The sequence below is a fragment of the Nocardia macrotermitis genome (assembly GCF_009604405.1).
GTDB lineage: Bacteria > Actinomycetota > Actinomycetes > Mycobacteriales > Mycobacteriaceae > Nocardia > Nocardia macrotermitis.
Map to the genome: position 1 here is coordinate 84811 of NZ_WEGK01000002.1, position 25995 is coordinate 110805.

At 67.9% G+C, this 25995-nt stretch carries 21 protein-coding genes; 6 read left to right on the forward strand and 15 right to left on the reverse strand.

Annotated features, from left to right (window positions below):
* Window positions 1-142: 142 nt before the first annotated feature.
* Window positions 143-1357, reverse strand: a complete 1215-nt coding sequence (locus NRB20_RS04335; RefSeq protein ID WP_153407940.1) for an FAD-dependent monooxygenase — start codon at window positions 1355-1357, stop codon at window positions 143-145.
* Window positions 1354-2751, reverse strand: a complete 1398-nt coding sequence (locus NRB20_RS04340) for an MFS transporter (protein WP_153407941.1) — start codon at window positions 2749-2751, stop codon at window positions 1354-1356. Before NRB20_RS04340 ends, NRB20_RS04335 begins: the two co-directional genes overlap by 4 nt.
* Window positions 2752-2855: 104 nt before the next feature.
* Here NRB20_RS04340 and NRB20_RS04345 point away from each other — a divergent pair, with 104 nt between their 5' ends.
* Entirely contained in the window at window positions 2856-3497 is a 642-nt protein-coding gene (locus NRB20_RS04345) for a TetR/AcrR family transcriptional regulator (RefSeq protein ID WP_153407942.1), read from the forward strand.
* Entirely contained in the window at window positions 3494-3814 is a 321-nt protein-coding gene (locus tag NRB20_RS04350; protein ID WP_153407943.1) for a mannosyltransferase YkcB-related protein, read from the forward strand. Before NRB20_RS04345 ends, NRB20_RS04350 begins: the two co-directional genes overlap by 4 nt.
* 30 nt (window positions 3815-3844) lie before the next feature.
* Here NRB20_RS04350 and NRB20_RS04355 read toward each other — a convergent pair whose 3' ends face one another.
* From NRB20_RS04355 to NRB20_RS04385, 7 genes are all read right to left on the reverse strand, one after another.
* Window positions 3845-5071 (reverse strand): arylsulfotransferase family protein, encoded by a 1227-nt coding sequence (locus NRB20_RS04355; RefSeq protein ID WP_153407944.1) that lies wholly within the window; start codon window positions 5069-5071, stop codon window positions 3845-3847.
* A gap of 158 nt (window positions 5072-5229) precedes the next feature.
* The gene (locus NRB20_RS04360; RefSeq protein ID WP_153407945.1) at window positions 5230-7923 is read right to left on the reverse strand and encodes a fumarate reductase/succinate dehydrogenase flavoprotein subunit; all 2694 of its coding nucleotides are present in this window, start codon (window positions 7921-7923) and stop codon (window positions 5230-5232) included.
* Window positions 7924-7950: 27 nt separating this feature from the next.
* Entirely contained in the window at window positions 7951-8721 is a 771-nt protein-coding gene (locus NRB20_RS04365) for an ABC transporter ATP-binding protein (protein WP_153407946.1), read from the reverse strand.
* Complete coding sequence (locus NRB20_RS04370) at window positions 8718-9617, reverse strand: ABC transporter permease (protein WP_153407947.1); 900 nt, start codon at window positions 9615-9617, stop codon at window positions 8718-8720. Before NRB20_RS04370 ends, NRB20_RS04365 begins: the two co-directional genes overlap by 4 nt.
* 237 nt (window positions 9618-9854) lie before the next feature.
* Entirely contained in the window at window positions 9855-11282 is a 1428-nt protein-coding gene (locus tag NRB20_RS04375) for an ABC transporter substrate-binding protein (protein ID WP_153407948.1), read from the reverse strand.
* Window positions 11283-11331: 49 nt separating this feature from the next.
* On the reverse strand, window positions 11332-11559 hold the full coding sequence (locus tag NRB20_RS04380; protein WP_153407949.1) for a 4Fe-4S dicluster domain-containing protein: 228 nt from the start codon (window positions 11557-11559) through the stop codon (window positions 11332-11334).
* Window positions 11560-12327, reverse strand: coding sequence for a GntR family transcriptional regulator (locus tag NRB20_RS04385; RefSeq protein ID WP_153407950.1), 768 nt, complete (start codon window positions 12325-12327; stop codon window positions 11560-11562).
* 484 nt (window positions 12328-12811) lie between these two features.
* Between NRB20_RS04385 and NRB20_RS04390 the strand changes: the two genes are divergently transcribed.
* On the forward strand, window positions 12812-14068 hold the full coding sequence (locus NRB20_RS04390; protein WP_153407951.1) for an ROK family protein: 1257 nt from the start codon (window positions 12812-12814) through the stop codon (window positions 14066-14068).
* 482 nt (window positions 14069-14550) lie between these two features.
* On the opposite strand, the gene NRB20_RS04395 is transcribed toward NRB20_RS04390, so the two are convergent.
* Window positions 14551-15660, reverse strand: coding sequence for an FAD-dependent oxidoreductase (locus NRB20_RS04395; protein WP_153407952.1), 1110 nt, complete (start codon window positions 15658-15660; stop codon window positions 14551-14553).
* Window positions 15661-15803: 143 nt separating this feature from the next.
* Here NRB20_RS04395 and NRB20_RS04400 point away from each other — a divergent pair, with 143 nt between their 5' ends.
* Window positions 15804-16355: a TetR/AcrR family transcriptional regulator gene (locus NRB20_RS04400; RefSeq protein WP_194289727.1), complete on the forward strand. Its 552-nt coding sequence runs from the start codon at window positions 15804-15806 to the stop codon at window positions 16353-16355.
* Between the two features lie 6 nt (window positions 16356-16361).
* Here the strand turns inward: NRB20_RS04400 and NRB20_RS04405 are convergent, their stop codons facing one another.
* Window positions 16362-17969: a DUF2207 family protein gene (locus tag NRB20_RS04405; protein ID WP_153407954.1), complete on the reverse strand. Its 1608-nt coding sequence runs from the start codon at window positions 17967-17969 to the stop codon at window positions 16362-16364.
* Between the two features lie 336 nt (window positions 17970-18305).
* Here NRB20_RS04405 and NRB20_RS04410 point away from each other — a divergent pair, with 336 nt between their 5' ends.
* Together NRB20_RS04410 and NRB20_RS39225 are read left to right on the forward strand one after the other, a co-directional pair.
* Window positions 18306-19274 carry a neutral zinc metallopeptidase gene (locus NRB20_RS04410; RefSeq protein ID WP_153407955.1) on the forward strand — a complete coding sequence of 323 codons (969 nt, stop codon included), beginning with the start codon at window positions 18306-18308 and terminating at the stop codon, window positions 19272-19274.
* A gap of 73 nt (window positions 19275-19347) precedes the next feature.
* Complete coding sequence (locus NRB20_RS39225) at window positions 19348-20607, forward strand: neutral zinc metallopeptidase (protein WP_153407956.1); 1260 nt, start codon at window positions 19348-19350, stop codon at window positions 20605-20607.
* Here NRB20_RS39225 and NRB20_RS04420 read toward each other — a convergent pair whose 3' ends face one another.
* The 4 genes from NRB20_RS04420 to NRB20_RS04435 form a co-directional block, all read right to left on the reverse strand.
* Window positions 20608-21312, reverse strand: coding sequence for a TetR/AcrR family transcriptional regulator (locus NRB20_RS04420; RefSeq protein ID WP_319944462.1), 705 nt, complete (start codon window positions 21310-21312; stop codon window positions 20608-20610).
* On the reverse strand, window positions 21309-23549 hold the full coding sequence (locus tag NRB20_RS04425; protein WP_153407957.1) for an MMPL family transporter: 2241 nt from the start codon (window positions 23547-23549) through the stop codon (window positions 21309-21311). Before NRB20_RS04425 ends, NRB20_RS04420 begins: the two co-directional genes overlap by 4 nt.
* A 69-nt stretch (window positions 23550-23618) precedes the next feature.
* A complete protein-coding gene (locus tag NRB20_RS04430) occupies window positions 23619-24935 on the reverse strand; it encodes an ammonium transporter (protein WP_319944463.1) in 1317 nt (438 codons plus the stop codon).
* A gap of 93 nt (window positions 24936-25028) precedes the next feature.
* Window positions 25029-25856, reverse strand: coding sequence for a hypothetical protein (locus NRB20_RS04435; RefSeq protein ID WP_227833213.1), 828 nt, complete (start codon window positions 25854-25856; stop codon window positions 25029-25031).
* Between the last annotated feature and the right edge of the window lie 139 nt (window positions 25857-25995).

The window sequence follows — 25995 nt, forward strand, 5'->3', positions numbered from 1 at the left end:
TGCAGGCCGGCGCCGACGAGGTGCAGCGGCTCGTGACCGGGTGGGACCGTCGGCTCGGGGAAGTCGCGGTCGAGTAGTCATCTCGTCCGTGCGGCAGTCGTCAACGCCCCCGACGGGACATCCGGGCACGATGAGGTGTCGGTCATGGGGCGAACTCGGGCAGGGTCAGGGCGGAATGGGCGGGACGCTCCGCGGGGGTGGGCATTGCGCTGAGGTTGCGTAGCATCTCGTTTCGTTGCCGCAGGGCCTGCGCGGTGGCCGGGAACAGCGCGGCATCACCTTTTCCGACCTGATTCTGGTTCAGCGTCACGAACTCCCGTGTGTCGTGTTCATAGGCGGCGAAGCCCGCGACATGGTCTCGGTCCGCCAGTGAGCCGGCGAGCATATATGCGCCGACGAGCGCGAGGCTGGATCCCTGGCCGGTGAGGAATGAGGGTGCGTACGCGGCGTCGCCCACCAGTGCGACTCTGCCGCTGGACCAGCGGGGCAAGTGGATCTGGCCGACTGTATCGAAGAACAGGTCTTCCGCCTGCCGCATGGCATGCAGCATGCCCGGGACCTGCCATCCGGCGTCGGCGAATACGCCTATGACCAGTTCTCGCTGGGCCTGCGGGTTCCGGAACGCGTCGAACGGTGGGGTCGGGTGGACGAAGTTCAGCAGGGCATGCACTGTGTCGTCGTTGTCTCCCACGGCGTAGAGTGCCGCGGCCCGGCCCGGCGTGTTCCACAACGCAGTCTCGCGGCTCAGCCCCAGGGGGTTGGCCATGGTGAATCCGGCGAAGCAGTAGCCGAGGTATCGATGGAACTGCGTTTCGGGACCGAACACGAGTTCGCGGGTGCGGGAATGCAGACCGTCCGCCCCGACCACCAGGTCGAAAGTTTCTGTGCCGCCCCGGCGGAAGGTGACCTCGACGCCGTGGTCGGACTGGTCGAGAGTGTCGATGGAGTCGCCGAACAGGAACTGCACGTCGTGACGAACCGCCTCGTACAGCGTGGCGGTCAGTTCCCCGCGCGGCACTTCCAGATCGTTTCCCGTGCCGCCGGTCAGGGAGTGTGGGTCGACCGATGCCACCGTATCGCCGGAGCCGTCGAGGAAGGAGATCCGGCGCAGGTCGATATGCGCGTCCTGTAGCCGCGGCAGAATACCCATCCGCCGCACGACTTCGAGTGCGGTGCCGCGCACGTCGATGGGGTAGCCACCGCCGCGGAAGCCGTCCGCCTTCTCGACCACCGTGACCGCGAATCCGTACCGGTTCAGCCAGAATGCAAGGGCGGGCCCCGCAATGCTCGCCCCGGATATCAGTACAGTCCGGCGGGGCGTGGTGCGGCTACCCCGCGGCAGTTCCGTATCGGTCATCGCGTGACTCCTTTCTTCATGGACCGGACGACCGGCAAGGACAGCGCCGCCACGGAGCCGGCGATGACGAAGCCGGTGACGAAGGCCGATTCGGCGGGAATATCGGACCCGGAAGGTGTTGCGGCGGTGAGGATCACGCCACTGAGTTGCGCACCCACGGCGTAACCGAGTACACGAGTCACCAGGACCAGGCTGGTGGCGATACCGGTGTCGCGCCGATCGACGGCGGTGGCGATACCGGTCACCAGCGCGGTAACGCACAGACCGTTGGCGAGCGCGATCATCGCCTTACCCCCGACGAGGTGCCAGACCTCGGTGTGCAGGGCCGCCAGGCCGATCAGCCCGACGGCGAGGATCACGATTCCGGCGGTGACCACGGCACGCGAGCCGGAACGCCGCACCCACATCCCGCTGAGCGGACCGGCCAGGGTCGCGGCCACGGCGCCGGGTAGCAACAGGAATCCGATTTCGGTGGCGCTCGCTCCGAACCCGTATTCGCCGGCCGGGACCGCGAGTAGTTGCGGGACCAGGTAGACCGCTACCGAGGTGCCGACACAGATCGCGAACGTCAGTACTAACGGCTGCCATATCGCGGGCCGTGCGAGCATGCGCAGATCGATCATCGGTTCGGTCGCGCGCCGTTCGACGGCTATCCATCCGGTGGCGAAGGCTGCCAGAACCACGACGAGGGCGCCCAGGGCGAGTGGCCGGGAAGCGAGATCGGGTGCCAGCGCGAGTCCGAGCATGAGCGTGGCCAGGGACCCGCTCAACAGAGCCAGACCCAGCCAGTCGAGCCCGGTGGCGTCGGTCCGGCCGGGCGCATCATGCGGCATCAGTCGGTTCACCAGCGCGGTGGACATGATGACGGCGATCGTCGGCAGCGCGAACATCCAATGCCGGGACAGTCCTTCGGCTACCGGCCCGGCCGCCAGCGTTCCCGCCATCCCGCCCCCCACGAACAACCCGCTGACCACACCGATGGCCACCTTCGCCGCGTCCGCGGGCAGGTGTTCGCGTACCAGGATGAACGACAGCGGCAGGGCACCGACCATCGCTCCCTGCAGTATCTGGCCGAGCAGCAGGACGGGCAGGTTCGGTGCCAGGGCGGAGACCAGTCCTCCCGCCGAGACCACCGCCATCAGCCGGATCAGGACGCGTTTTCCGCCGTAGCGGTCGCCGAATGTGCCGGCGACCGGGGTGATGAGCGCGCCGGTGACGAGGAGTACGACGCTGAGTAGTGCGCCTTGCGCCGGAGTCATATCCAGCTCGCGTTGCAGCAGTGGGAGGGTCGGAGCCACCACCGATTCCAGGGCGCCGGTGGCGACCGCCAGCATGCCGAGTGCTGCGACAGCGGGCTTCCCGATACGGGCTGCGGGTGCCAGCGTTTCGATCATGGACTTCCTTCCGTGGTTACGGTCCGGAGGGTGTGCGAGCCCCGCGAATCGGCGCGGCATACGACAACACTACACCGTGCAGTGTAGTTCGGTAGTATGTCGTCATGCCGACCACGAAGACACTGCGTGAGGGGTCAACCCAGAAGCGGGCCGCCATACTCTCGGCCGCGCGGGAACTGTTTCTCGCCCAGGGGTTCGACCGGTCCAGCGTCGATGCGGTCGCCGCCCGCGCCGAGGTGTCCAAACGGACGGTCTATGACTATTTCGGTGATAAGCGCACATTGCTGCAAGCAGTCGTCGACACAGTCGGCCGGTCGCTGACCGACACGATCCGCCGCACACTCGACGACACCCTCACCGGCCTTCCGGACGGCGCTGATCTCGAAGAGCGCCTGATCACCTTCTCGATGCGTATCGCCACCGATATGCTCGGCTCGGCGGAGTACGCAACGCTGGTTCGATTGGTGCGCACGGAATCCGGCCACCTACCGTACCCCGGCTACAACCCGATGGCCGATACTCCCGAGGAAGCAATCGCCGAGCGGTTTGCCGCCTTCGCCGCGGCTGGGCTACTCGACATTCCCGACCCCCGGCTCGCGGTCGACCAATTCCTCGTCCTGGCGTTCGGGGTCGCCCTCAACAAGTTCGGCTCGGCGAATGCCGCGGAGGATCCTCGCGTCGAGCCGCTCGTAGTCGAGGGCGTGCGCACCTTTCTCAGGGCGTTCCGGGCTGGTCCGGTGCGATGAAACAGTGGGTCTGTGAGGGTTTCCAGCCGGGGTCTTACACCGGAATCCTTGCCTCACCGTTCATCTTCACCACGGGCGCACCGGTGCCCGCCTTCGGCGGCTTCACCGGATCGGCCCAGGCGCTCACCACCGCCGACCTGGCCCGGCTCACCGCGCAGGGGCAGATCGGATTCGCACTGGTCACGCCGTCGGATGATGCCCGGGTCCGCTGGATTCAGCAGTACTGCAAGGCATTACCGCCGGACAAGAACGATTCGGTGCGAGCGTACCTGTGCGGCCCGGTCCGGCAGACGAAACCGCCCGCCACACACAGGTGACGGGCGGCATCGAACCGACTGCGCGACAAGCTATTTCGAGGTGGGAGACCAATCCTCGAGGTAGGCGCGGTACGTCCCGAACGGCAGCGAGACATCGTAGACCAGCGCCCCGGACGGCGAGAACTCCGAAATATGCGGCGCCATACCCCAACCCACCAGGGTGTTCCCATTGGGCAGCCCCTGCGCGTCACCCATTGCCATGGCTACCAGTCCGCTGGGGTGAGTCTGGTTGCGCACCAACGTCGCTCGATGCGTGGCGGTATCCAGATGGATCCACTGCACACTCGACAGACCCAGATTCTGCGAACCGGTGGAATTGTTGTTGAACAGCCGAATCGTATCGGGCCCAGCGAATTCCGCGTCGTGCTGGAAGCCGAACTCCACGCCCTGACCCAGTGCGAAGGACGAACGCTTACCGCCGAGCTGCCAGCGGATCTTGCCGGTGTGGATGTCGACGTCGTACACCGTGGACGTATCGCGCATCGAAATCAGCAGGTTCCCTTGCGGATCCAGCGAGATCGAGTTCATGTGGTACGGGTCGTACACCTTGGAACCGGGCGTCGAGTTGCTCGACGTGGTGTCGGTCAGCGGGACGTGTTGCGCGGCACTCCACCGGAACAGCACCTTCTTGCTCGCGACATCCACCACCGAGGCGACGGTGTCGTACATCCTGCCGTTCTTCGGGCCGCCGACCGCGCTGAGATCAGCGTCGACCTCGTGGTACGCGGTGATCAGCGCGCGCCCGTCGGGCGTCAGCCGGAACTCGTGCACGTCCGAGCTCAAACCCGGTCCGGCATCGAGTGTTTCGATGATGTGCCCGTGCTCGTCGGCGATGTAGTCCTCACCCGTGCCGTGCCCGCCGACGGTGCTGCCCTGCCACCAGGTGAGCACGCGCTTGCCCTGATAGGTCTGCGCCCGGAAGTTCGACACGTCCTGCCCCTTGGGCGGGTCGTATCGCCACACCTGGTGCCCGGCCTTGTCCATCACCACGTTCGCGGGCGCGGCCTGCGGCACACCCGAGAGCGTCTGCCCCAGCCCTGGCACCAGCGCGGCCGCGCTGACCCCGGTCGTGTAGTAGATGTACCCCGGACTCGCGCCGGATTTGTTCACATCGACCGTATAGTTCAGCGCGCCCACCGGGGCACTGGGCAACGGCCCGGCAGCGGCGAGCGGCGCAAGTGCGCAGGTCCCGAGCCCAACGGCGGCCACGGCCAGTGCGGCGGCGCCGCGACGGATACGGTGCGAATTCCGGATCATAGGATTCCTAGCAAGGCTAATGAATGGGTGCGCGCGGGAGCGTACCCCCTATTTCTGTGGGCATTCTGTGGTACGCAGGGTAAGCGGCAGCCGCACCGGGCCCGGTACCCGCGCTCGGGAGGGCGTGTCGGACGGGTCGCCGAGCGCCGACCCGCCTATCACCCCAAAGCTCGTCGCGCGTAAGCCCGGACGTCCGCGTCGGAATCGTCGATGGCCTGCTGGAGTGCATGGCGGGCGGCGGGGTTGTCGGGCCAGAGGCCGAGGGTGAGGACGGCGGCCTTGCGGACGTCGGGGTGGGGGTCGGCGAGGGCCGTGTGCAGCGGGGTGGCGGCGAGGCCGGGACCCAGGGCGGTCCAGCCGCGGACCGCGCCTTCGCGGATCTGCCAGGCCGAATCGGTGAGAGCGGTGGACAGGACGGGGGCGTCGGCGGGGTCGCCGAGCCGGGACAGCGCGGTGAGAGCGGCGGCGCGGACCAGTGGATCGCGGTCGGCGGTCAGTTCGCGCACGGCGTCCACGCCGCCCCGGCCGATGGTGGCGAGGCCCTGAGCTGCGGCGATGCGGACCTCGCGGTTCTCGTCGTGGGCGGCGGTGGTCAGGGCGGTCCAGTCGTCGATCGAGACCAGGGCGCGCACCCCTTCGATGCGGACGCGGTGGTCGTCGTCCACCACGGCCTTGCCGAACAGTTCCGCCGAACCCGTGCGCAGCGCCCGCAGCAGATCCACCACACCGGCGCGGACGAGCGGATCGGGTGATCCCGCATGATCCGTGAGACCTGTTGTGGCGGGCAGGATTTCGACAAGCTCACGCAGACCGGCGAGGGCGGCGGCGCGGACCGGGGCGGCCGGATCGGCGAGGGCGGCGATCAACGCGTCGGCGAAACCGTCCGGTGTGCCCTCGGTCAGGACCGAGACGGCGGTGGCGCGCACGCGGGGATCGGCGTCGGTGAGGAAAACGTGCAGGTCCGTGAGTGAAGGGGCGTCCAGCGTCAGCAACTGCGCGATGGCCGGGGCAACCTCGGTGGCGGCGTCGGCGACCGCTGTGGTCCGAGGCCGTACGACGCTGTCGTCCGCCGCGGTCGTGCGCGGCGGGCCGGTGATCAGATCGGGCTGTGCGACCGGTTCGGCGGTCTCGGCGGCGCTGAATCGTCCGGCGAGTTCGGGGACCGGCACGAAATACGGTGCGACAGGGCGTTTCAGGAATTCCATCGTCCCGCCCGCGCTCTTGCGCAGGTTCAGGTGATAGTGCCACTGCTCGTCGTCGCGCTCGGGCAGATCGGCGCGTTCGTGGTAGAGGCCCCAACGAGATTCGGTGCGGGTCAGCGACGAACGCGCGGCCATTTCGGCGCAGTCGCGGATGAAACTCACTTCCGCGCAACGCATCAGCTCGTGCGGTGTGGTCGCACCCATCTCGGCGATCTCGTGGGTCATCCGCTCGAACGTCTCGATCGCCAGGGACAGTTTGGTCGCCGTCTTCGGCGGCGCCACATAGTCGTTGACGAAGCGGCGGAGTTTGTACTCCACCTGCTGCTGCGGCGGCCCTTCCGGATCGCGCAGCGGACGGTAGATCAGCTCGTGCGCGGCGGTGAGCTGGTCGGACGGAAGTTCTTGCGGTGCAGCGACATCGGCACGGATACCTGCGGCATGTTCACCGGCCAGATCGCCGTACACGAACGCGCCGATCATGTAGTTGTGCGGCACACAGGCCAGATCCCCGGCCGCGTACAGTCCGGGAACGGTCGTGCGGGCATGCTCGTCCACCCACACACCGGACGCGGAATGTCCACTGCACAAACCGATCTCGGAGATGTGCATCTCGATATCGTGGGTCCGATAGTCGTGACCCCGGTTGGCGTGGAAGGTGCCGCGGGTGGGCCGCTCGGTGGTGTGCAGAATTCCCTCGAGCGCGGTAAGCGTCTCATCGGGCAGATGAGAAACCTTCAAATAGATTGGCCCTCTGGCAGATTCGATCTCGTTCTTGACCTCACTCATCATCTGCCCGGACCAGTAGTCCGAATCCACGAACCGCTCACCACCGGCGTTCACCTGATACCCGCCGAACGGATTGGCCACATACGCGCACGCCGGACCGTTGTAATCCTTGATGAGCGGGTTGATCTGGAAACATTCGATCCCCGAGAGCTCCGCACCCGCGTGATAGGCCATCGAATACCCGTCACCGGCATTGGTCGGATTCTCGTACGTGCCATACAGATATCCCGACGCGGGCAGCCCGAGCCGACCGCACGGCCCGGTCGCCAGGATCACCGCCTTCGCGCCCACGGCGACGAATTCCCCGGTGCGCGTGTTCAATGCGGCCGCGCCCACCGCACGCCCGCCGTCGGTGAGCACCCGCACCGGCATCAACCGATTCTCGATCCGGATCTTCTCGCGCATCTTCCGTTGTCGCAGTACGCGATACAGCGCCTTCTTGACGTCCTTGCCCTCGGGCATCGGCAGCACGTACGACCCCGAGCGGTGCACCCGCCGCACCGCGTACTCGCCGTACTCGTCCTTCTCGAACTTCACGCCGTACCGCTCGAGCCGCTGCACCATCGCGAAGCCGCGCGTCGCGGTCTGATAGATGGTGCGCTGGTTGACGATTCCGTCGTTGGCGCGGGTGATCTCCGCGACGTAGTCCTCCGGTTCGGCCTTCCCCGGAACCACGGCATTGTTGACCCCGTCCATCCCCATCGCCAGCGCGCCCGAATGCCGCACGTGCGCCTTCTCCAGCAGCAGCACGTTCGCGCCGTGCTCGGCGGCGGTGAGCGCGGCCATGGTTCCGGCGGTGCCGCCACCGATCACCAGCACATCGCAGTCGAGCCGGACGGTGTCGGCCAGGTCGGGAATCTTCATCAGCGGTGCTCCAAGCGGGAGATCGGTTCAGGAGTGGGCCGGGGCCGGATCGTCCGAACGATCCAGGGCGGCAAGGATTTCGGTGCGCAGCGCGGTGCGGTCGACGTCCGGGTCGCGGGGCCGGGGGATGTCCAGCAGCGCGAGCAGCGGGCGCGCGGCGCGGTCCAGGACGGCGATGCGGTCGCCCAGCAGCAGCGCCTCGTCCACATCGTGCGTGACGAATACGACCGTGGTGGGATGCGCCCGCCAGGTGTCCACGAGCAGGCGCTGCATGGTGGCGCGGGTGGGTGCGTCCAGGGCGCCGAACGGCTCGTCCATCAGCACCGCGCGGGGCGCACCGGCCAGGCCGCGGGCGAGTTGGACGCGCTGGCGCATCCCGCCGGACAGATCCTTGGGCAGGTAGCCGCCGAATCCGGTCAGACCGACCTCGTCGATCCAGCGTTCGGCGCGTTCGCGGCGTCCGGCGCGGGGTTCGCCGCGCAGCCGCAGGGCCAGCTCGACATTCGAGCGGACCGTGCGCCAGGGGAGTAACGCGTTGTCCTGGAACACCATTGCGCGATCACGCGACGGTCCGGTAACCGGTTCGCCATCGGCGAGGACGCGCCCGGAGCGCGCGGGCAGCAGACCGGCCAGCGCGCGCAGCACCGTCGATTTGCCGCACCCGGACGGCCCGGTCAGCACGAGGATCTCGCCGGGCCGGATATCGAGGTTCAGTCCGCTGATCACCGGCGTTCCGGAGTAACGCAGCTCCACCCGATCCAGCTGGAGATCCATTGCGGTACTTGCTATTTCGCTCATCTCGTCTCCGCTCCCGCGCGAGGCAACCAGGCGGTGGCTCGGCGGCCCAGCAGTTCCACCGCCGCTGAGGTCGCGAAGCCCAGCACCCCGATGGTGATGATGCCGACGAACACCCCCGGATAGTCCACGATCGTGTACGCCTGCCAGGTGCGATAGCCGACACCCAGTCGGCCCGAGATCATTTCGGCCGACACCACGCAGATCCAGGCCACGCCGATCCCCACCGACAGCCCGCCGAACACCCCGGGCAGACTGCCGGGCAGCACGACGCGCCACAGCACGTCCCATCGGCTGCCGCCGAGCGTGCGCACCGAATCCTCCCAGATCACCGGTAGCGCCCGCACCGCGTGCCGGGTACTGACCATGATCGGGAAATACGCGGCCAGAAAGGTGATGAACACGATTCCGGCCTCATCGGTCGGGAACAGCAGAATCGCCACCGGCACGATCGCGATCGCCGGAATCGGCCGGGCCAGCTCGGTCAGCGGCCCGAAGACATCCGCGAACAGCCGCGAACGTCCCAGTGCCACACCGGAAGCCACGCCCGCGAGCGCGGCCAGCACGAACCCGCTCAGGATCCGGATCATCGATTGCCCCAGATCCAGCCAGTACGTCCCGGTCCCGAGCTGGTGCCCGAACGCTCGCACGATCTGCGTCACCGTCGGCAAGGTATCGAACCGCACCCAGACCCGAATATGATTGGCGGTCAACAGCTGCCAGGCGACAACCACCGCGATGACCGAAACCAGCCGAATGACCCGCGACCGCCAAACCCGGCCGCCCTCACCACGATCCGATGCCCCTTCGGATTTGCCCGTGGTCGCCGCATCCGATCCCGCGACGACCTCGGAACCGGCAGCACTCGGGTCGAGCCGAGCGGATATCGTCGCGCTCATCGTTCACCCCCGCGGCCTGTTTTGCCGTGACGTGCAGAGCTGACGGCGACAGGCTGTGCCGCGCCGGGCGCCACGCTCGGAATCGACTGGTTCATGGCTGTCCGCCCTCGATCGGCTTCGTTGTATCAACCGTCACGGATTCGGCTCTCCTGCAACTGAGTTCGACCAGGCTCGAGCGGAGTATGCCGCGGCCGGCGCGTCGGACCCGGTCGGTCGCCGCGTTCCTGATTCGTTCGCTCACGGCTGCACCTCGGCGATCGCCTGGTCGTAGGACAGCTGAGTGCTGCCGGGATGCGCGGTCAGATACCGTTGTGCCGCAGCCGATGTGGTGAACGGGAGGTAGGTCTGTCCGTCGTGGATCCACAGGGCCTTGTCGGCGAACCAGCGGGTGCCCAGTTCGGCGTCGGGGACGTAGGCCGCGCGCACCTTGCGGCCTTGTGCGCGAGCGGCTTTCAGCGCGTGCAGCAGGCTGGTCGGGTCGGCGGCAGGCTGGGTGGTCTCCTGGCCGTCGAACCAGATCTCCCCGGCGAGAGCGGGATCGGTGACCGGGCGGTTCCCGGTCGGATCGGTACCCGTGATCGGCGCGGGGTTGCCGAAGTTCGCGACGGCCTTGGCATAGTCGACGCCCCGCTCGCTGAACGCCTTTCGCAGCGGCGCGTCGTCGACGAACTTGTCCACATCCAGATCGGCGAAGTCACCGATCGACTTCAGATACGGGATATCGCCCTTGAAAGCCTGGATGAGCTGCGATTTGAGCGGTGTGTCGAAGGTGGTTCCGCCGGGCCCGTTGTAGAGGTACACCACCTCGGCGGGCAGTCCGGTGTCGTGGGCGACCGATTCGGCGGCCTCCAGCGGTTTCGCGTGCAGGAAATCGGTCGCGTCCAACTGCGCTTGCAGGAATGCGTCCAGCACCTCGGGATGCTGTTTCGCGTAGTCCCGCCGCGCGACGACGCCGTGGAAGGTCGGGACATTCAATTCCGCACCGTCGTAAAGCAATTGCGCCTTGTTCTGGAAAACCAGCAACCCCGGCCACGCGACGAACTGCGAAAGCGCCTGCACCTGACCGGAATCCAGCGCCGACGCCCCGATCTGCGGCTGCTGATTGAGAATCCGCACACCGGATTTCGGATCGATCCCGGCCCGGCTCAGTCCTTGACGCAACGTCCCGTCACCGGCCGAACCGACACTCGCCGACACCTTCTTCCCGGCCAGCTCCTGCAACTCGTGAATCGGCGAACCAGGCGGCACCACAACCATGTTCAGCGATCCCTTGGGCTGATACCCGGTGACCGACACCAGTTCGGTGCGCGACCGCTCACTGGCCTGCGTCCGCGAACCGTTGATCAGCAGCGGGTAATCACCCATCGACCCGATATCGATCTTCTCCGCGACCATCTGCGCGGTGATCGGCGCACCGGTGTCGTAATCCTGCCATTCGACCTGATACTTCGGCCCGCCCGCGGCGGTCAGTCTCGCCAGTCGCTGTTCGAGAAAACCCTTGGCACGCAACAGGGTTCCGGCGGTGACGGTATTGATGGTCTTGGACTGATAGCCCACCACGACCTTGACGGTATTCCCCGAATCCGCCGCATCGAGCGAGCATCCGGCGGCGATCAGAGCCATGGCGGACAAACCCGCGATAATGCGGGCAGGACGATATTTCATTCGAATTCCTCGGAATTCGCCTCGCGCGGAGGCGATCTGGGTGCGCGGATCAGCGCAACAGGAAGGGCATATTGACGGTGACGGCGCCGGTGGGACAGCGGGCGGCGCACGGGCCGCAGTACCAACACTCGTCCACGTGCATGTACGCCTTGCCGTTGTCCGGGTTGATCGCCAGGGAGTCGAGCGGACAGATCTCGACACACAGGGTGCACCCCTGAATGCACAGGGATTCGTCGATGGTCACCGGAACGTCGGTGCGCTGGTTCACCAGGGCCATTCAGATCAGCCTCCAATCGCTGCTTTCCGCGGGCCGAACGAGGCTGCCGCGCATGGTGATTCGATCTCCGCGGAACCGGATGTACTCCAGATCCACCGGGCGGCCGTCGTCGAGCCGGGTCAGTCGTTCCAGCAGCAGTAGCGCACCGTCCTCGGGCATCTGCAGGGCCGCCGCGGAATGCGGGTCGGCGGTGATCGCCTCCAGCACCAGATCCGCGGAACCCAGCGGGCCACCGCCGATTTCCTCGATCAGGGCGAACACGTCGTTGCGCTCGAGATCCCGGGTGATGACCTGGGCCCCGATATCCGGCGCGAGATAGGTCAGGTCCAGGCTCAGCGGCAGTTCGCCGAGGAAACGCAGCCGCTCGATGTAGACGGCCTGCTCACCCGGATTCAGGTCCAGGCGACGGGCCACGGCGGGCGGCGGGGTCACCGTGGTGGCCACCCGCACCTCGTTGCGGACCTCGCCGTGCTCGCGCAGGGTTTCCTTCAACCCGCGCAACGTATCGATACCGTGCTCGTACTTGCGTTGCGCGACATGGGTGCCCACCTTCGGCGCGCGCTCGATCAGCCCCTCGTCCTTGAGCAGCGCGAGGGCGTCGCGCACGGTGTTGCGGGAGACCGCGAATTCGGCGGCGAGCTCGCCCTCACTGGGCAGGGTGTGCGCGAAGGTCTCCGCGTGGATCTGCTGACGCAGCACATCGGCCACCTGACGGGCCCGATCGGCACGGCGGACAGGGGCGCGCAATGGTGTCGGTTGCGATGACAATGGATACTCCTTCCGCCTGTGACCTGCGGTTTCCGAGAATAGGGGGCGATCGCGAGGCTTCCGGCCCGATGTCCGGGACGGGTGCGTGCCCCGGTGGGTAATGCGCCGCACATCGATCGCCGCGGCCTGCCGAAACGGGCGTGATTCCGGTCATTGCGCCACCCCGCCGACCGGGCCGGGAGATTGGAATCTGCTCGAGTGGAATGCATGCAGACCGACTGGTCTGGCGTCCACCACATTCCGGATGATAACGTTCTCAACCATGTGCTCCAGCCGATCGAACGCCGCTCAGGTCACCTACGTGACCGTCGCGCTCGGTGTGCGGCTGCCGCGTCAGCGCGAACTGTGTTGCCCTCGGCCGCGCAGCTGAGAACCGCTCCCGCCTGATTCGTGACGGCCGGTCGCGTTCCTACCGAGCCCTTCTCACTGCCTTGTTGTCGTTGCCGAACACTGCCCTCACGGGCTTTTTCAACAAGGATTCGAAATGACGATCCCCATCATCGAGCGACCGTCGACCACCACCGCGCCCGTCCGGGTCGCGGCCGCACGTCCGGCGGCGCCGCCGGAACTGCGCATCTCCGACAACCCCGCCGCCGCCGTGCTGCGGGCCGCGACGCGCGGCCCGATCTTCCGTGACGCCGCCGCGCAGACCACGGGCTCGAGTATCGCGACCGTGAATCGTCAAGTGTCCGCGCTACTTTCGGCCGGACTGCTGCGCGAGCGGGCCGATCTGACCGCGTCGGGGGCGGTCGGGCGACCGCGCATCCCCTTCGAGGTCGACACCGACACCTACGCCACCCTCGGCGTGCACATCGGCGCCACGGTCACCCGGATCATCGCCGCGGACCTGTCGGGTCGCATCCTGGGCGGGCTGGAGATCGCCACGCCGCAGGTCGGTCAGGATGCCGCGCTGACCATCATCGCCCGCAGCGCGAAGGCGTTCCTGGACCGGCTGCCGCGGCGTCGCCCGCTGTGGACCGGTGTCGCGCTGGCCGGGCGGGTCGATCCGGCCGCCGGACTGGTCGATCATCCGCGGCTGGGCTGGCAGGCCGCACCCGTCGCCGCGGTCTTCGCCACCGTGCTGGACCTGCCGGTTTCGGTATCCGCGCACGTGGAGGCCATGGCGGCGGCGGAACTGCTGCTCACCCCCGGTGACCAGCAGCGTCCCGGCAGCAGCCTGTACATCTACGCGCGGGAGACCGCCGGTGTCGCGGTCACCCTGCACGATCGGGTGCACACGCCCGCCAGCGGTCCGGGTTCCATCGCGCACCTGCCGACCGGCTCGGATATCGAATGCGCCTGCGGCCGTCGCGGCTGCCTGGAGGCCACCATCGGCGAGGCCGCGATCCTCGGCCGCGCCGTGCGCGCCGGAATCGTGCCCCGTCGCGAGGCCCCGCGCCGCCCGGTGATCGCCGACCTGTACCGCGCGGCGGACTCCGGCTCCGACGCGGCCCGCGAGCTGCTCGACGATCGCGCCGAAATCCTCGGCCGCACAGCCGCTCTCATCCGCGACATGTTCAACCCGGACCGAGTCGTCCTGGGCGGCCAGGCATTCACCGGCTACCGCCCCGGAATCGACCGCGTGGCACAGGCTTTCGCCACCAATACCAATCTGCCACCCGCGGACCTGCGCATCAGCCGCTTCGGCGGCCGAGTCCAGGAACACGCCGCCGCCGTAACCTCCCTCAGCGTCTTCTACGCCGACCCCCTCTCCGCCATGCGCCGCGCCACCCGCGCCTGACCCGCCGCCCGTCGGGGCGATGCTCTACCTCGAGCATCGCTTCGTCGTCGGTATCCGATCGTCGAATCAGGTGCGGCACTGAGTATTTCGGTACGTATGGGGTGCTGGGAGAGTGTGCTGTGGCACCCGCTACCGCGGCTGCGACTCCGACCTGCTCTCCGCCATTCGTGTCAGGGAACATGCTGCTCGGTTTCGGCCGGGCGTGTCCGTGTACCGACCGCGCCCTTCTGTCTGCGATGGATATAGGATCGATTGCAGCCCTGGGTATTTCGTCAGTGGATCGCCGCACGGGAAGGTGTCCCGCGACCTCTCGACGCGCCGACCGCTATCGGTCGAACCGTCGCACTGCGACGGCATGGTGCCGTGCGGGAATCGGGTCGTCGGATCGCATGGGCCGGATTGCGTCCCGGAAGGGCGGTGTATTCGGTGGCCCAGGTGGCTACCGTGCGGTGGCGGGTGCCAACCGAAACATGCGGACAACGTCAGTGCGCGAAGGTGCGTACTGCGGTGTTGCGCAACGTTATTGCCGTGTGGGATGCGGGGATCAAGAGTTGGCTGGCGAAGGTGAAGCCGCGTTGTTTGGGCTTGACCAGGGTGCGGTGGCGGCGTTCGTAGCGGTGTAGGGCCGCGGCGAGGTCGGTGGTGGCGGCGAGTTCTTCGGCGAGGGTGTGGGCGGCGGAGATGGCGAGGGTGGAGCCGTCGCCGAAGAGGGACAGGCTGGAGGCGGCGTCACCGATGAGGGTGATGCGGCCGGTGGTCCAGGACGGTAGGCGGACCTGGCTGACGGCGTCGAAGTAGATGTCCTCGGCGGCGGCCAGCTGGTCGAGGAATTCCTCGAAGACGCCGAGCCGGCCGGTGTAGGTGTCGATGATCAGGCGCTTGTGCGCGGCGAGATCGCGGCGGTCGATCCCGGGTACCGCCGCGTGCCGGAAGAAGAAGCCGCCCAACGGAATTCCGCGTGCCGGATGGACGGAGAAGGACAGGCCCGGCGCGTTGTACATCGCCACCGCGTCCGCACCGGCGAGGGTGCGGTCCACGGCCAGGGTGGCGACGAGCATGCCCTTGTAGTGCACGAACTCCCGCTCCGGCCCGAAGGCCAGCCGCCGCACGGTCGAATGCAGTCCGTCCGCGCCGACGACCAGGTCGAACCGGCCCGGCGCACCGTGTTCGAAGGTGACCTCGACCCCGTCGGCGCGCTGGGTGAGCCCGGTGATCGAATCGCCCCAGCGGATCTCGGCATTGTCCCGCGCGGCATCGAGCAGGATCGCGGCCAGGTCCGCGCGGGCGATCTCGATATCGCGTTTGCCCGAGGACCCTTGCGGCGCATTGATATTCATCGATGCCTGCTCGCGCCCGGCAGCGTCGAGGAAGACGAGCCGGTGCACGGCCGTGGCGGCGTCGCGGAGCCGATCCGTGATGCCCATCCGCTCGACCACCGCGAGCGCCGGCCCTCTGACATCCACCGGATTCCCGCTGGAGCGCTGCCCGTCCGCCCGCTCCACCACGGTCACTGTGAAGCCTTGTCGCGCAAGCCAATACGCCAAGGTCGACCCGGCGACCCCGGCCCCGGAGATCAGCACGTTCCTACTCATGTCCACACCCCGTAAACGTCGTCGATGATTCGTATGCGAGCGAGTTCATCGCGAACCCTCCGCCACAACCGGACGTATTTCGTCCGCTTATTCGACGGTACACTAACCGGAAGGAAACCGTCCACTTGTTTCGGAGGTGCGGCTTGCGGGCCGACGCACGCAGTAATCGCGACCAGATCCTGGCCGCCGCCCAGGTCGTCTTCCAGGAACAGGGCGTCGAGGTGTCGATGAAGGAGATCGCCGACCGCGCGGGCGTCGGCGTCGGCACGCTCTACCGCCGCTTTCCCGATCGCGGCGCACTCATCACCGCGGCCGCACACGCGTACCTGTCCGGCCTGGCGGACCTGGCGGCCACCGCCATCCGCGACGAGGAGGACCCCTGGTCCACGCTGTGCCGATTCCTGCGCGAATGCGCCGAAATGCGTTTGGGCGCACTGGCCGCCGCGATCGAGCCGACCCTGCACGCCGATATCCGCAGCGACCCCGCCCTGACCGAGGTGCGCGGCCGCATCGCCGAACAGGTCGAGGACATGACCGCCCGGGCCCGGGAATCCGGCACGTTGCGCGCGGAGGTCACCGCCCGGGACATCGCCACCCTGATGACCCTCCAGGTGTTCGTCTTCCCCGGCGAGTCCTACGTCGAAACAGCCCGTCGCACAATGGATATCGTGCTCGACGGCCTACGCGCCCGCTGACCGGGCCTACTTCGGGAACACGCCTTCCAGCGCGGTGATGAAGTACGGGAAATGCCCGGCGAACCGGCTCAGATCCCGATCCTGTTCGAACCCGCCGAACCAGTACAGCCCGGGCTCGCGATCCGCCGCCAGATCGATCTCGCGGAACGTCCGGATCCAGTTGTCCGAGCGCGAGCCGATGATCGTGTACGGCAGCCCCCGGGAGAACGCCGCCTCCCGCTCGGCGGGCGGCACCATCTCCACCTGGATCGTCTCGAGTCCGCGTTGCAGCCCGCGCACCCGTCCGGCCAGCGCGCGCCCGGCGGCCGTGCGGGCCGGGAGATAGGCGGGCAGCAGCAGCGCGGCCACACCACCGAGCGCGATCGCCACGCCGACCAGCGCGTATCCACCCGAGATCGCCAATCCGACGGTGGCCGCGACGCCGACGACGACCAGGATCGCGCCCAGCCAGAACGCCAGGCCGCGACGTTTGCGATCGATCAGCACGCCGTGCGCCAGGGCATCGGCCCGCAGCGCGGCGCGCGCGGGTTCGGCGGCGGCGCGACCCCGCAACTCGGACAACAGAATCGACTCCGCGCCCTCGGGCAGCACGGCCCGATAGACCTCCCGCTCGAATTCGCGCAACTGCTCGTCGGCCGGATTCAACCGGGTGATCCGCCAGTCCGACTCGCTGACCGGCGTGACCCAGATGTACCGGCGCACAGCGAGATCCACGACGGTGGACGCGAGATCGACCGCGTCCACGGAATTGTCGAGCAGCAGCCCGGCCTCGCCCGGCAGCACCCCGTCCGGCGAGACGAACTGGGCCCGACTTCCCTTGCGCTGCACCGGATCCACGACCTCGTCACCGCGCAAGGCCGCCGCGTCCTGCCGCCGCGACCACAGCACATATCCGCCCAGCGCCAGCAACGCCACGATCAGCACACCGAAGGCGATCAACACCGGCGCGGTGATCGAGAACGGCCCGTTCGAGCTGCCGTCGCTGATATCGGCGTTGGCGGGCACGGTCCCGGGCGGCAGCTGCAGGGTGACGTCGAGAATATCGCCCCTGTGCAGGTTGACCTCGTGCAATACCAGCTTGCCGTCGGGTTCGACGGTGGCGTCGCACTGGTGGGTGCCGGTCTGCGGGCCGACCTTGCAGTCGATGATGCCCATCCGATAACTCGGGCTGATCAGCGTGGCATCGAAGGAGGCCACATCGGCTTGCAGGATCCCGGTCCACTGGAAGACCTGGGTGCCCGGCGCATCGCTGACCGTGTTGTGCACGGTGTACTCGAACGACGACGTCCCCGCGGGCGCGTCGACGGTGAACACCTCCCCGCTCACCTTGGCCGACCCGGGCCCGGTGCTCGAGATATCGGTGACCTTGAACCGGCGCTCACCGCCCTTGTCGCCCAACGCGACTCGCAGCGGCAGCGACATCTGGAACTTCCCGCCCTGCGGAACGGTCACCTTCTCGGCGACCTCGAGGTTCCCGTCCCGGCTGAGTTTCACGCTGGCCTGGATCGCCACCCCGTCGGCGGGCGCCTGGGCCCGCGCGGCGGGTGTGCTCAGCAATATCCCGGCCAGCGCCAGCATCAAGGCGCTGATGGCGCCCCCCCGAAAGATCAGCATGGGGCAACAGCATAGACAGCTTGGTATTCTTCGGCATCAGCTAATCAGTTGTCTGGAGAGACGGGGCGTGGGGGAGTGAGCCGACCACCCTATGGGAACGGTCCTGGTAATCCGGGTGGACCGCAGCCGGGTAACCCGCCGGGATACGGGCGCAATCCGGGTTATCCACAGCAACCCGGCTTTCCTCAACAGCCCGGTTATCCCCAGCGGCCCGGTTATCCACAGCCGTCGGGTTATCCACAACAGCCGGGTCCGCCGCGGTACGGGCCCGGACCGGGTTATCCCCAGCAGGCCGCGTATGCCGCGCCACAGCAACCTCCGGGATACGGCGGGCAGATGCCGCGTCCGTACGGCCCGGCCGGGGTGCGTCCGGGCCCCTACGGTCCGCCGATGGGCCGCACCCCGTACGGTCCGCCGCCCGGACGTCCGTCGGGTGGCGGACGCGGCGGCGCGATCGGCGTCATCGTCGTGGTGATCGTGATCGTCGTGGTGGGTGCGCTGGTCCGGATCGGATTGCGCGCCGCGGTGGACCACACCACCTCCACGGCCGGCCCCTACACCACCTATCCCACCTCGACCAAGACCCCGGGGATCGCCGCGACCGGCGCCAACCCCATCCTCGCCGATCCCGGAACCGCGCTGAGCAAGGCGAACTGCCCGTACGCCGACTGGAGCACCCAGGTCGACCAGGCCCGCAAATTCTTCGAGAGCGCCGCGACCTGTCTGGCCGCGGCCTGGAAACCGGTGCTGGCCAAGGCGAATCTGCCGTTCGACCCGCCGGTGCTGAAGGTGACCGCCAGCACCACCGGACTCACCACGCCCTGCACCGGCGGCACCAGTAACTTCGCCGCGTTCTACTGCAACGCGAACAAGACCATCTACATCCCGATCGACCACATCCAGACCGATATCATCGGAAACAGTTGGGAGCGTTACCTTTCGGTCTTCGCGCACGAGTACGGGCACCACATCCAGGAGGAGTCCGGCATCCTGAGCAAGGCGCACGAGGACGAGTACGACGCGGGTCTGGAGACCACGAAGGGCCTGGAGATCTCCCGTCGGATCGAGTTGCAGGCACAGTGTTTCGACGGCATGTTCCTGGCCGCGTCGGCCGGTGGCGGCTCGCTGACCTCGGCGCAGATCAGCAAGGCGCGCAAGGACGCGTACCTGCGCGGTGACGACGAATCCGATATGCGTGATCACGGTTCGAACCAGCATTCGGGCGACTGGTTCAGCCTCGGATACGACCGGAACAACACCGCTCGGTGCAATACCTACACCGCTTCGTCGAGTCAGGTGAGCTGATGCGCTCGGCCGATGATCCGTTGTCCACCAACAATTTTCGCCGGACCGTCGGTCCGGTGAGGATCATCGCGCCGTGAATCGGCCGCCGTATCCGCCGGGGCCGGGACGTCCTCCCGGCGGCGGTCCGTATCCGGGCCCCGGCGGTCCGGTGCCGCCCGGTAGACCCGGATTCGGTGCTCCGCCACCGGGATACGGCGTTCCACCCGGATACGGCGCGGGCGCGGGGCCCGGCCCGCGCCCGCCGTACGGTGCGCCGCTGCCGCCCGCCGGATATCCGGTCGGCCCGCGTCGGCCGCTACCTCCGCTGCCACCCGCCGGATACTACGGCCGCCCTCCGAGTTCGGGCGGTGGCGGCGCGGCGATCGCGGTGGTCGTGGCGCTGTTCGTCTTCGGAATGGTCTCCGCGCTGGTGGTTTTCGCCACCATGGCCGATCGCGACAGCGACTCGACCACCGCGTACGGCACCACCCCGAGCTACACGTACCCATCGACGACCAGCGAAACAACCACGGCCGCAACGACATCCGCGAACCCCACCACCTCGGAGAGCCTGTCCGCGAGCCGGACCGCGCTGGCCGGACCCACCACCACGGTCGCATCCGGCCCCACCCCGGTCGCGGCCACGGCGAACAACCCGCTGTTCGCGAACCAGAACAACGGCCTGATCAACGTCCGCTGCGACCTGCCCGGCTGGGCGGCGAGTTCGACCGTCGCGACCGCCTTCTTCAACGCCGCGTCCACCTGCCTGGGCAAGATGTGGCAGCCGATGCTGCGGTTGCAGAACCTGCCCTTCCACGCCCCGAAGGTGGTCGCCCCGACCCATGCCAGCGACCTGTCCTCGCCGTGCAGCAGTTCGGGTAACTACGCCGCGTTCTTCTGCGGTGCGAACGACACCATCTACATGCCGCTGGACCACATCCAGACCGATGTCTACGGCGACCGCTGGTACGTCTACCTGGAGGTTTTCGCGCACGAGTACGGCCACCACGTCCAATCGCTGACCGGGATCATGGATCAGCAGGCCCAGCAACGCGAGGATCTCGGCGACGACTCGGACAAGGGGCTGGAACTGTCCCGCCGCCTCGAACTCGAGGCTCAGTGCTTCGCGGGCATGTTCGTCGGCTCCTCGATCTACGTGGGCCTGTTCACCAACGACCAGGCCGTGTTCATGCAGAAGGACCAGTACACGCGCGGCGACGAGAGTCAGGCGACCGATATGCACGACCACGGGATCGGCCAGCACTACGGCGACTGGTTCGTGAACGTCGGCGAGAAGTACAACCGGGTGTGGCGGTGCAACACCTGGAACGCGCCGTCCGGCGACGTGAGCTGATCAGAGGCTCGAATCCCCTTGTGCGCGACGCAGTTCGGCCAACCAGCGCGCACCCTCGTCGGGGTCGGGCACCGAATCGCCGCCGATGATGTCCAGCACCGCGTGTCCCAGGCACGCCGCGCCGAGCACCCGATCGACGAGCTTGTCCACATCACCCCACGGCAGTGCGGGTTTGGCGATCAGCAGCGACGCGACACCGTGCGCCGCGGCCCACAGTTCCAGCACCACCGGCAGCGTGTCGCCCTCGGCGATCACACCGGAATCCATTGCCTCCCGGACTGTTTCGGCGAATCTGACGACCGCGCCGCTGCCCAGCACCTTGTCCACCGCGCTGGGCCCGTGCTCGCCGGTGGGCACGAAGGCCAGCCGATACTGTTCGGGATTGTCCAGCGCGAATCGCACATACGCCATGCCCTGATCGCGCAGCCGGGTGATCGGCGAGTGCGCCGGATCGGTCGCCGAACCCATTGCGGCGTCCAGGTTCTCGAAGACCTGCGCCACCGCCGCGTCGATGAGCTCGTCTTTGTCGGAGAAGTGCCGGTAGATCGAGGGCGCGCTCACCCCGACCAGCCGGCTCACCTCTCGGATGGAGACCGTGTCGGCATTTCCGCTGCGCGCGAGCAGTTCTCGGGTGGCGTCGAGAATCTCCTCGCGTAGTCGCGCACCGGATCCGCGGGCCGAACGCGGCCGCCGGGAAGATGTCACCGATGTCCCGCCAGCTCGGGTTCGGGGGCGGGAGCGTCGGATTCCTCATGGAATCCGAACCTTTCGTGCAGGCGGCGCAGCGGCGCGGGGGCCCACCAGTTGGCGGTGCCGAGCAGTCGCATCAGCGCGGGCACCAGCAGTCCACGGATGAGGGTGGCGTCGGCGAGCACGGTCAGGGTCAGACCCAGACCGAACATCTGTATGAACGACACCTTCGCGGAAACCATGGCCCCCAACACGATAGCCATCAGCAGCGCCGCCGCGGTGACGATTCGCCCGGTATGTGCCACACCCAGGGCCACCGAACGGGTGTTGTCCGCCGCGGTGCGGTCCGAGGCGAGCCAGGCCTCCCGGATCCGCGACAGCAGGAACACCTCGTAGTCCATCGACATGCCGAAGGCCAGGCAGAACATCAGCAGCGGCATGGTCGGGACCAGATAGCCGGTTGTGGTGAAGCCCAACAGATTCGACAGATGCCCGTCCTGGAAGATCCACACCATCATGCCGAACATCGCGGTCAGCGAGAGGGTGTTGATGAGCACCGCCTTCAGCGGTATCACCAGGCTGCCGGTGAACAGGAACAGCACCACGAAGGTGGACAGCGCGATCAACGCGATCGCCAGCGGCAGGCGCGCGCCGAGCGAATGCAGGCCGTCGGCGTCGATCTCGGCCATCCCGCCGAACAGCGCGGGCGCGGGTGCGGACACCGCGCGCAGGTCGCGCAATTGTTGTTGTCCGGCAGCGGAATACGGGTCGATTCGGGATGCGACGGTGAGGTACTGACCCGTGGCGTTGGCCATACCCGGTGGGGCCGAGGCCATGCGGCCGCCGGCGATGTAGACGCCCGCGTCGGACAGTACCGCAGAGACGCCGTCCACCTTCGACAACGCCGTGGCGTAGGACCCCGCGTTACCCGAATAGTGTTGCAGCACAATGGTTGTGCCGTTACCGGCATTGACGCTCGGGAAGTCGCCGCGCAATGCGTTGCCGACCGTCCGGCTGTCCGAACCCGTCGGCAGCACCCGATCGTCCGGATAACCGAATTTCACGCCCAGGAACGGGGATCCGAGCGCGAGCAGCACCGCGATGATCACCAGCGCCACCGGAATCGCGTGTCGCATAACCCAATCGACCGTGCGATACCACCGCGACCGTTCCGGGGCCACCGGCACGGGTGCGGGACGCCGCAGCAGCCGCCGGATCCCGGCGCGGGCGTCCAGGGCGTTGACCCGGTCGCCGAGCAGTACCAGCGCGGCGGGCAGCAGCACGATCGAGGCCGCCGCGGCGGCGATCACCACCGCGACGCCCGCGTAGGCGAAGGATTTCAGGAAGTACAGGTTGAACACGCTGAGTACGGCCATCGCCAGCGCCACGGTCAGCGCCGAGAACAGCACGGTACGTCCGGCGGTCTGCATCGCGCGCACGGCCGCGTCGTGATGGTTGCGCCCGCCGCGCAGTTCCTCGCGGAACCGGCTGACGATGAACAGGCTGTAGTCGATCGCCAGCGCCAGCCCCAGGGCGGTGGTCATGTTCAGCGCGTAGATCGAGACGTCGGTGAACAGCGTGAAACCGCGCAGGATGGCGAGCGCGGCGGCGATCGCGAACAGGCCGACCGCCAGCGGCAGCGCCGCCGCGATCACGCTGCCGAACACGAGCGTCAGCACGATCGCGGTGAGCGGCACGGCCACGCCCTCGGCGACGGTGAGGTCCTTGGTGATCTGCTCGTTCACATCGTGATAGGCCGCCGTCTCGCCGCCCGCCCGGACGGTGATGCCGGGCGGCATATCGGTGAATTGCGCGGCGATCGTTCCGGCGGTCTTCTGCGCGCGGTCGTCGCCACCCTTGATGTAGGCCAGGACCAGGGCCTTGTGCCCGTCGGTGGCGCGCAGCGCCGAGCCGATCGGTCCCGAATCGGTCCAGTACGACCGCACCCCGACCACGTCGTCGCGAGCCTGCAGGGTGTGCACGATCTGCGTCCCGGCTGTCCGTGCGGCCGGGGTGTCGACGCCCTGATCGGAGTCGACCAGCAGCACGAAATTCGGCTGTGCGCCGTTGAAGTCCTGCGCCAGCAGTTGGGCGACGCGGGAGGATTCGGCGTCGTCGGAGGTGAAGCCGCCCGCCTCCAGGTGGGCGGCGGCCGAGGCGCCGAACAGGCCGCAGAACACGGCCAGCGCGAGGGCGGTGAGCAGGACCGCTCGCGGGTATCGGGTCGAGAATTGTGCGATTCGGGTCAACATGGGAGCCCCCAGTCCACGGTGAGGTAACAGCGTTAGCTTAACGCTGTTACCTCACCGCGCCGCAAGGGGTCAGTGATCTCGATCACCGAAAAGGCCGTGCTGACCCGTCTGCCCCGCTTGACCGTGACCGAACAGCCCGCGCGGCGCGTGGCCGTGCACGCCCTCGGCGTAGGCGGTCTCCGCGTGCAGCGCGAAGTCGATGCCGCCGACCTCGTCCTCCTTGCTGATCCGGAAACCCATCACGCGATCGATGATCTTGCCCAGCACGTACGAGACGACGAACGCCCACGCCGCGACCACGACCACCCCGACCGCCTGCTTACCGAGCTGGGACAGCCCGCCGCCGTAGAACAGCCCGCGCGGACCACCGGTCATCACCCGGCTGGCCAGCAGGCCGATCAGCAGGGTGCCGATGATGCCGCCCGCGAAGTGCACGCCCACCACGTCGAGCGAATCGTCGTATCCGGCACGGAATTTCCACCCCACCGCGAACGAACACACCACGCCCGCAACCAATCCCACGATCACACCGCCCAGGGTGGTCACCGAACCGCAGGACGGGGTGATCGCGACCAGGCCGGCCACCGCACCCGAGGCCGCGCCGAACGTCGTCGGCCGGCCGTCCCGAATCCGTTCCACCACAAGCCATCCCAGCATGCCCAGGCAGCCCGCGACGAGCGTGTTGAGGAAGGCCGCCGCGGCGATGCCGTCCACCCGCAACGCCGATCCGGCATTGAACCCGAACCAGCCGAACCACAGCAGACCCGCGCCCAGCACCACGAACGGCAGATTGTGCGGGCGCATCGCGTCGACCTTGAAGCCGATCCGCGGCCCCAACACCAGCGCGAGCGCCAATGCCGAAGCGCCGGAAGCGATCTCGACCACCAGGCCGCCTGCGAAATCGAGCGCGCCGAACGAGGAGAGCCAGCCGTGCGGACCCCACACCCAGTGCGCGACCGGGGCGAACACCAGCAGCGTCCACAGCGGGACGAACACCATCCACGCGGAGAATTTCGCGCGGTCCGCGATGGCGCCGCTGACCAGTGCGGCGGTCAGGATGGCGAAGGTCAGCTCGAAGGTGGCGTACAGCAGTTCCGGGACGCCGCCGCGCACCGTGGTCGGGCCGATGCCGGACATCGCGGTGTGTGCGAGCGTGCCGATCACGCCGCCGCCCGCGTCCGGGCCGAACGCGAGGGTATAGCCGAACAGTAGCCATGTCACCGTCACGAGCGGGATCGAGATGAAGCTCATCATCAGCATGTTCAGCACGCCGGACGAGCGCACCATGCCGCCGTAGAAGATGGCCAGACCGGGGGTCATGAGCAGGACGAGCGCTGTGCTGGCCAGTAGCCAGGCGGTGGTAGCGGGGTCGAGGGTCGAGGACACGGGGACTCCTTCCATGCGCGTGAAGCGCTACACGGAAGTTACCGAATGCGCACAACCCGGCGTGTCGGGTGGCCGGGCGCGTCCAGATGGAAGTTATCCGCGACGGGCGCGGCGGGCCAGGGCGCGGCGGCCGCGCGGGCCCGGGACCGGGAGATCCTCGTCCAGAGCCAGCCATCCGGCGGTGTGCAGCCACTGCTGCTGGACGCGCGCGTCGGCGGTGTCGTTGAAGACGCGGCGGCCGCGATCGTCGCGCAGCTCGTGCGCGAGCACCGACCAGCGTGGCGGGCGGCCCTGTTCGGCGCGGTAGTCCTCGAGGTAGGCGGCCACGATGGTGCCGATGGCATTCACCGGCCGCAGCGAGACGCGGTTGCCGAATTTCGCCGAATGGAAACGGCGTGCGGCGCACAGTGATCGGGGCGTCGCGTCGAATGCGATCCACCCTGCGCGCTGCACCCGTTCGATCAGCCAGAGGTGTTTCACGGCCGTCGGCGCGATATCGCCGACGTGTTCGCCGATGAGTTTCATGACCGGTTCGGTGAGCAGGATGTCGCGGCGGGTCGGGCCGTGCCCGTGGTCGTCCCAATATTGCTGGGTCAGGGTTGCCAGCACCCGGCCGAATTCTTCGACATTGCGTTGGGCGCGGCGGCCCAGGCGTTCGATGCGTTCGGCCTCGGCGCGCATCCGGTTCTGCACGATGACGGTGCGGACCGCGGCGGGCGTGGGCACCTGGCCGCGCTCGAGCAGTTCCAGGATCGCGGCGGCGGTATGCGGATCGGCGGCCGCGGAGACCGGTAGCGAATCACGGTTCAGCGCGAACTCGGCGGGCTGGATCGCCCTGCTCAGCAGACCGGTGGCCGCGCTGTTCCCAGCGAATTCGGTATGTGAGAGCCACGCGGCGGCGGTGGATTCACACGACTGCACGGTGGATATTTCCTCCGGGACGTTGGCGGGAGCGCGACGCGGAGATGGGAGGACTCCCGATGCGTGCTGTGGATTTCCAGGTTGTGCCCCGGCCGGGATGAGGGACCGGCCGGGACCACCAACCTGATGAAGGTTTGGC

Coding starts and splice junctions, on each gene's coding strand:
- NRB20_RS04410 (WP_153407955.1), top strand. CDS start 18,306: ATGCCGCGTCCGTACGGCCCGGCCGGGGTGCGTCCGGGCCCCTACGGT.
- NRB20_RS04395 (WP_153407952.1), bottom strand. CDS start 15,660: ATGAGTAGGAACGTGCTGATCTCCGGGGCCGGGGTCGCCGGGTCGACC.
- NRB20_RS04425 (WP_153407957.1), bottom strand. CDS start 23,549: ATGTTGACCCGAATCGCACAATTCTCGACCCGATACCCGCGAGCGGTC.
- NRB20_RS04335 (WP_153407940.1), bottom strand. CDS start 1,357: ATGACCGATACGGAACTGCCGCGGGGTAGCCGCACCACGCCCCGCCGG.
- NRB20_RS04340 (WP_153407941.1), bottom strand. CDS start 2,751: ATGATCGAAACGCTGGCACCCGCAGCCCGTATCGGGAAGCCCGCTGTC.
- NRB20_RS04350 (WP_153407943.1), top strand. CDS start 3,494: ATGAAACAGTGGGTCTGTGAGGGTTTCCAGCCGGGGTCTTACACCGGA.
- NRB20_RS04390 (WP_153407951.1), top strand. CDS start 12,812: ATGACGATCCCCATCATCGAGCGACCGTCGACCACCACCGCGCCCGTC.
- NRB20_RS04405 (WP_153407954.1), bottom strand. CDS start 17,969: ATGCTGATCTTTCGGGGGGGCGCCATCAGCGCCTTGATGCTGGCGCTG.
- NRB20_RS04375 (WP_153407948.1), bottom strand. CDS start 11,282: ATGAAATATCGTCCTGCCCGCATTATCGCGGGTTTGTCCGCCATGGCT.
- NRB20_RS04360 (WP_153407945.1), bottom strand. CDS start 7,923: ATGAAGATTCCCGACCTGGCCGACACCGTCCGGCTCGACTGCGATGTG.
- NRB20_RS04365 (WP_153407946.1), bottom strand. CDS start 8,721: ATGAGCGAAATAGCAAGTACCGCAATGGATCTCCAGCTGGATCGGGTG.
- NRB20_RS04370 (WP_153407947.1), bottom strand. CDS start 9,617: ATGAGCGCGACGATATCCGCTCGGCTCGACCCGAGTGCTGCCGGTTCC.
- NRB20_RS04345 (WP_153407942.1), top strand. CDS start 2,856: ATGCCGACCACGAAGACACTGCGTGAGGGGTCAACCCAGAAGCGGGCC.
- NRB20_RS04355 (WP_153407944.1), bottom strand. CDS start 5,071: ATGATCCGGAATTCGCACCGTATCCGTCGCGGCGCCGCCGCACTGGCC.
- NRB20_RS04380 (WP_153407949.1), bottom strand. CDS start 11,559: ATGGCCCTGGTGAACCAGCGCACCGACGTTCCGGTGACCATCGACGAA.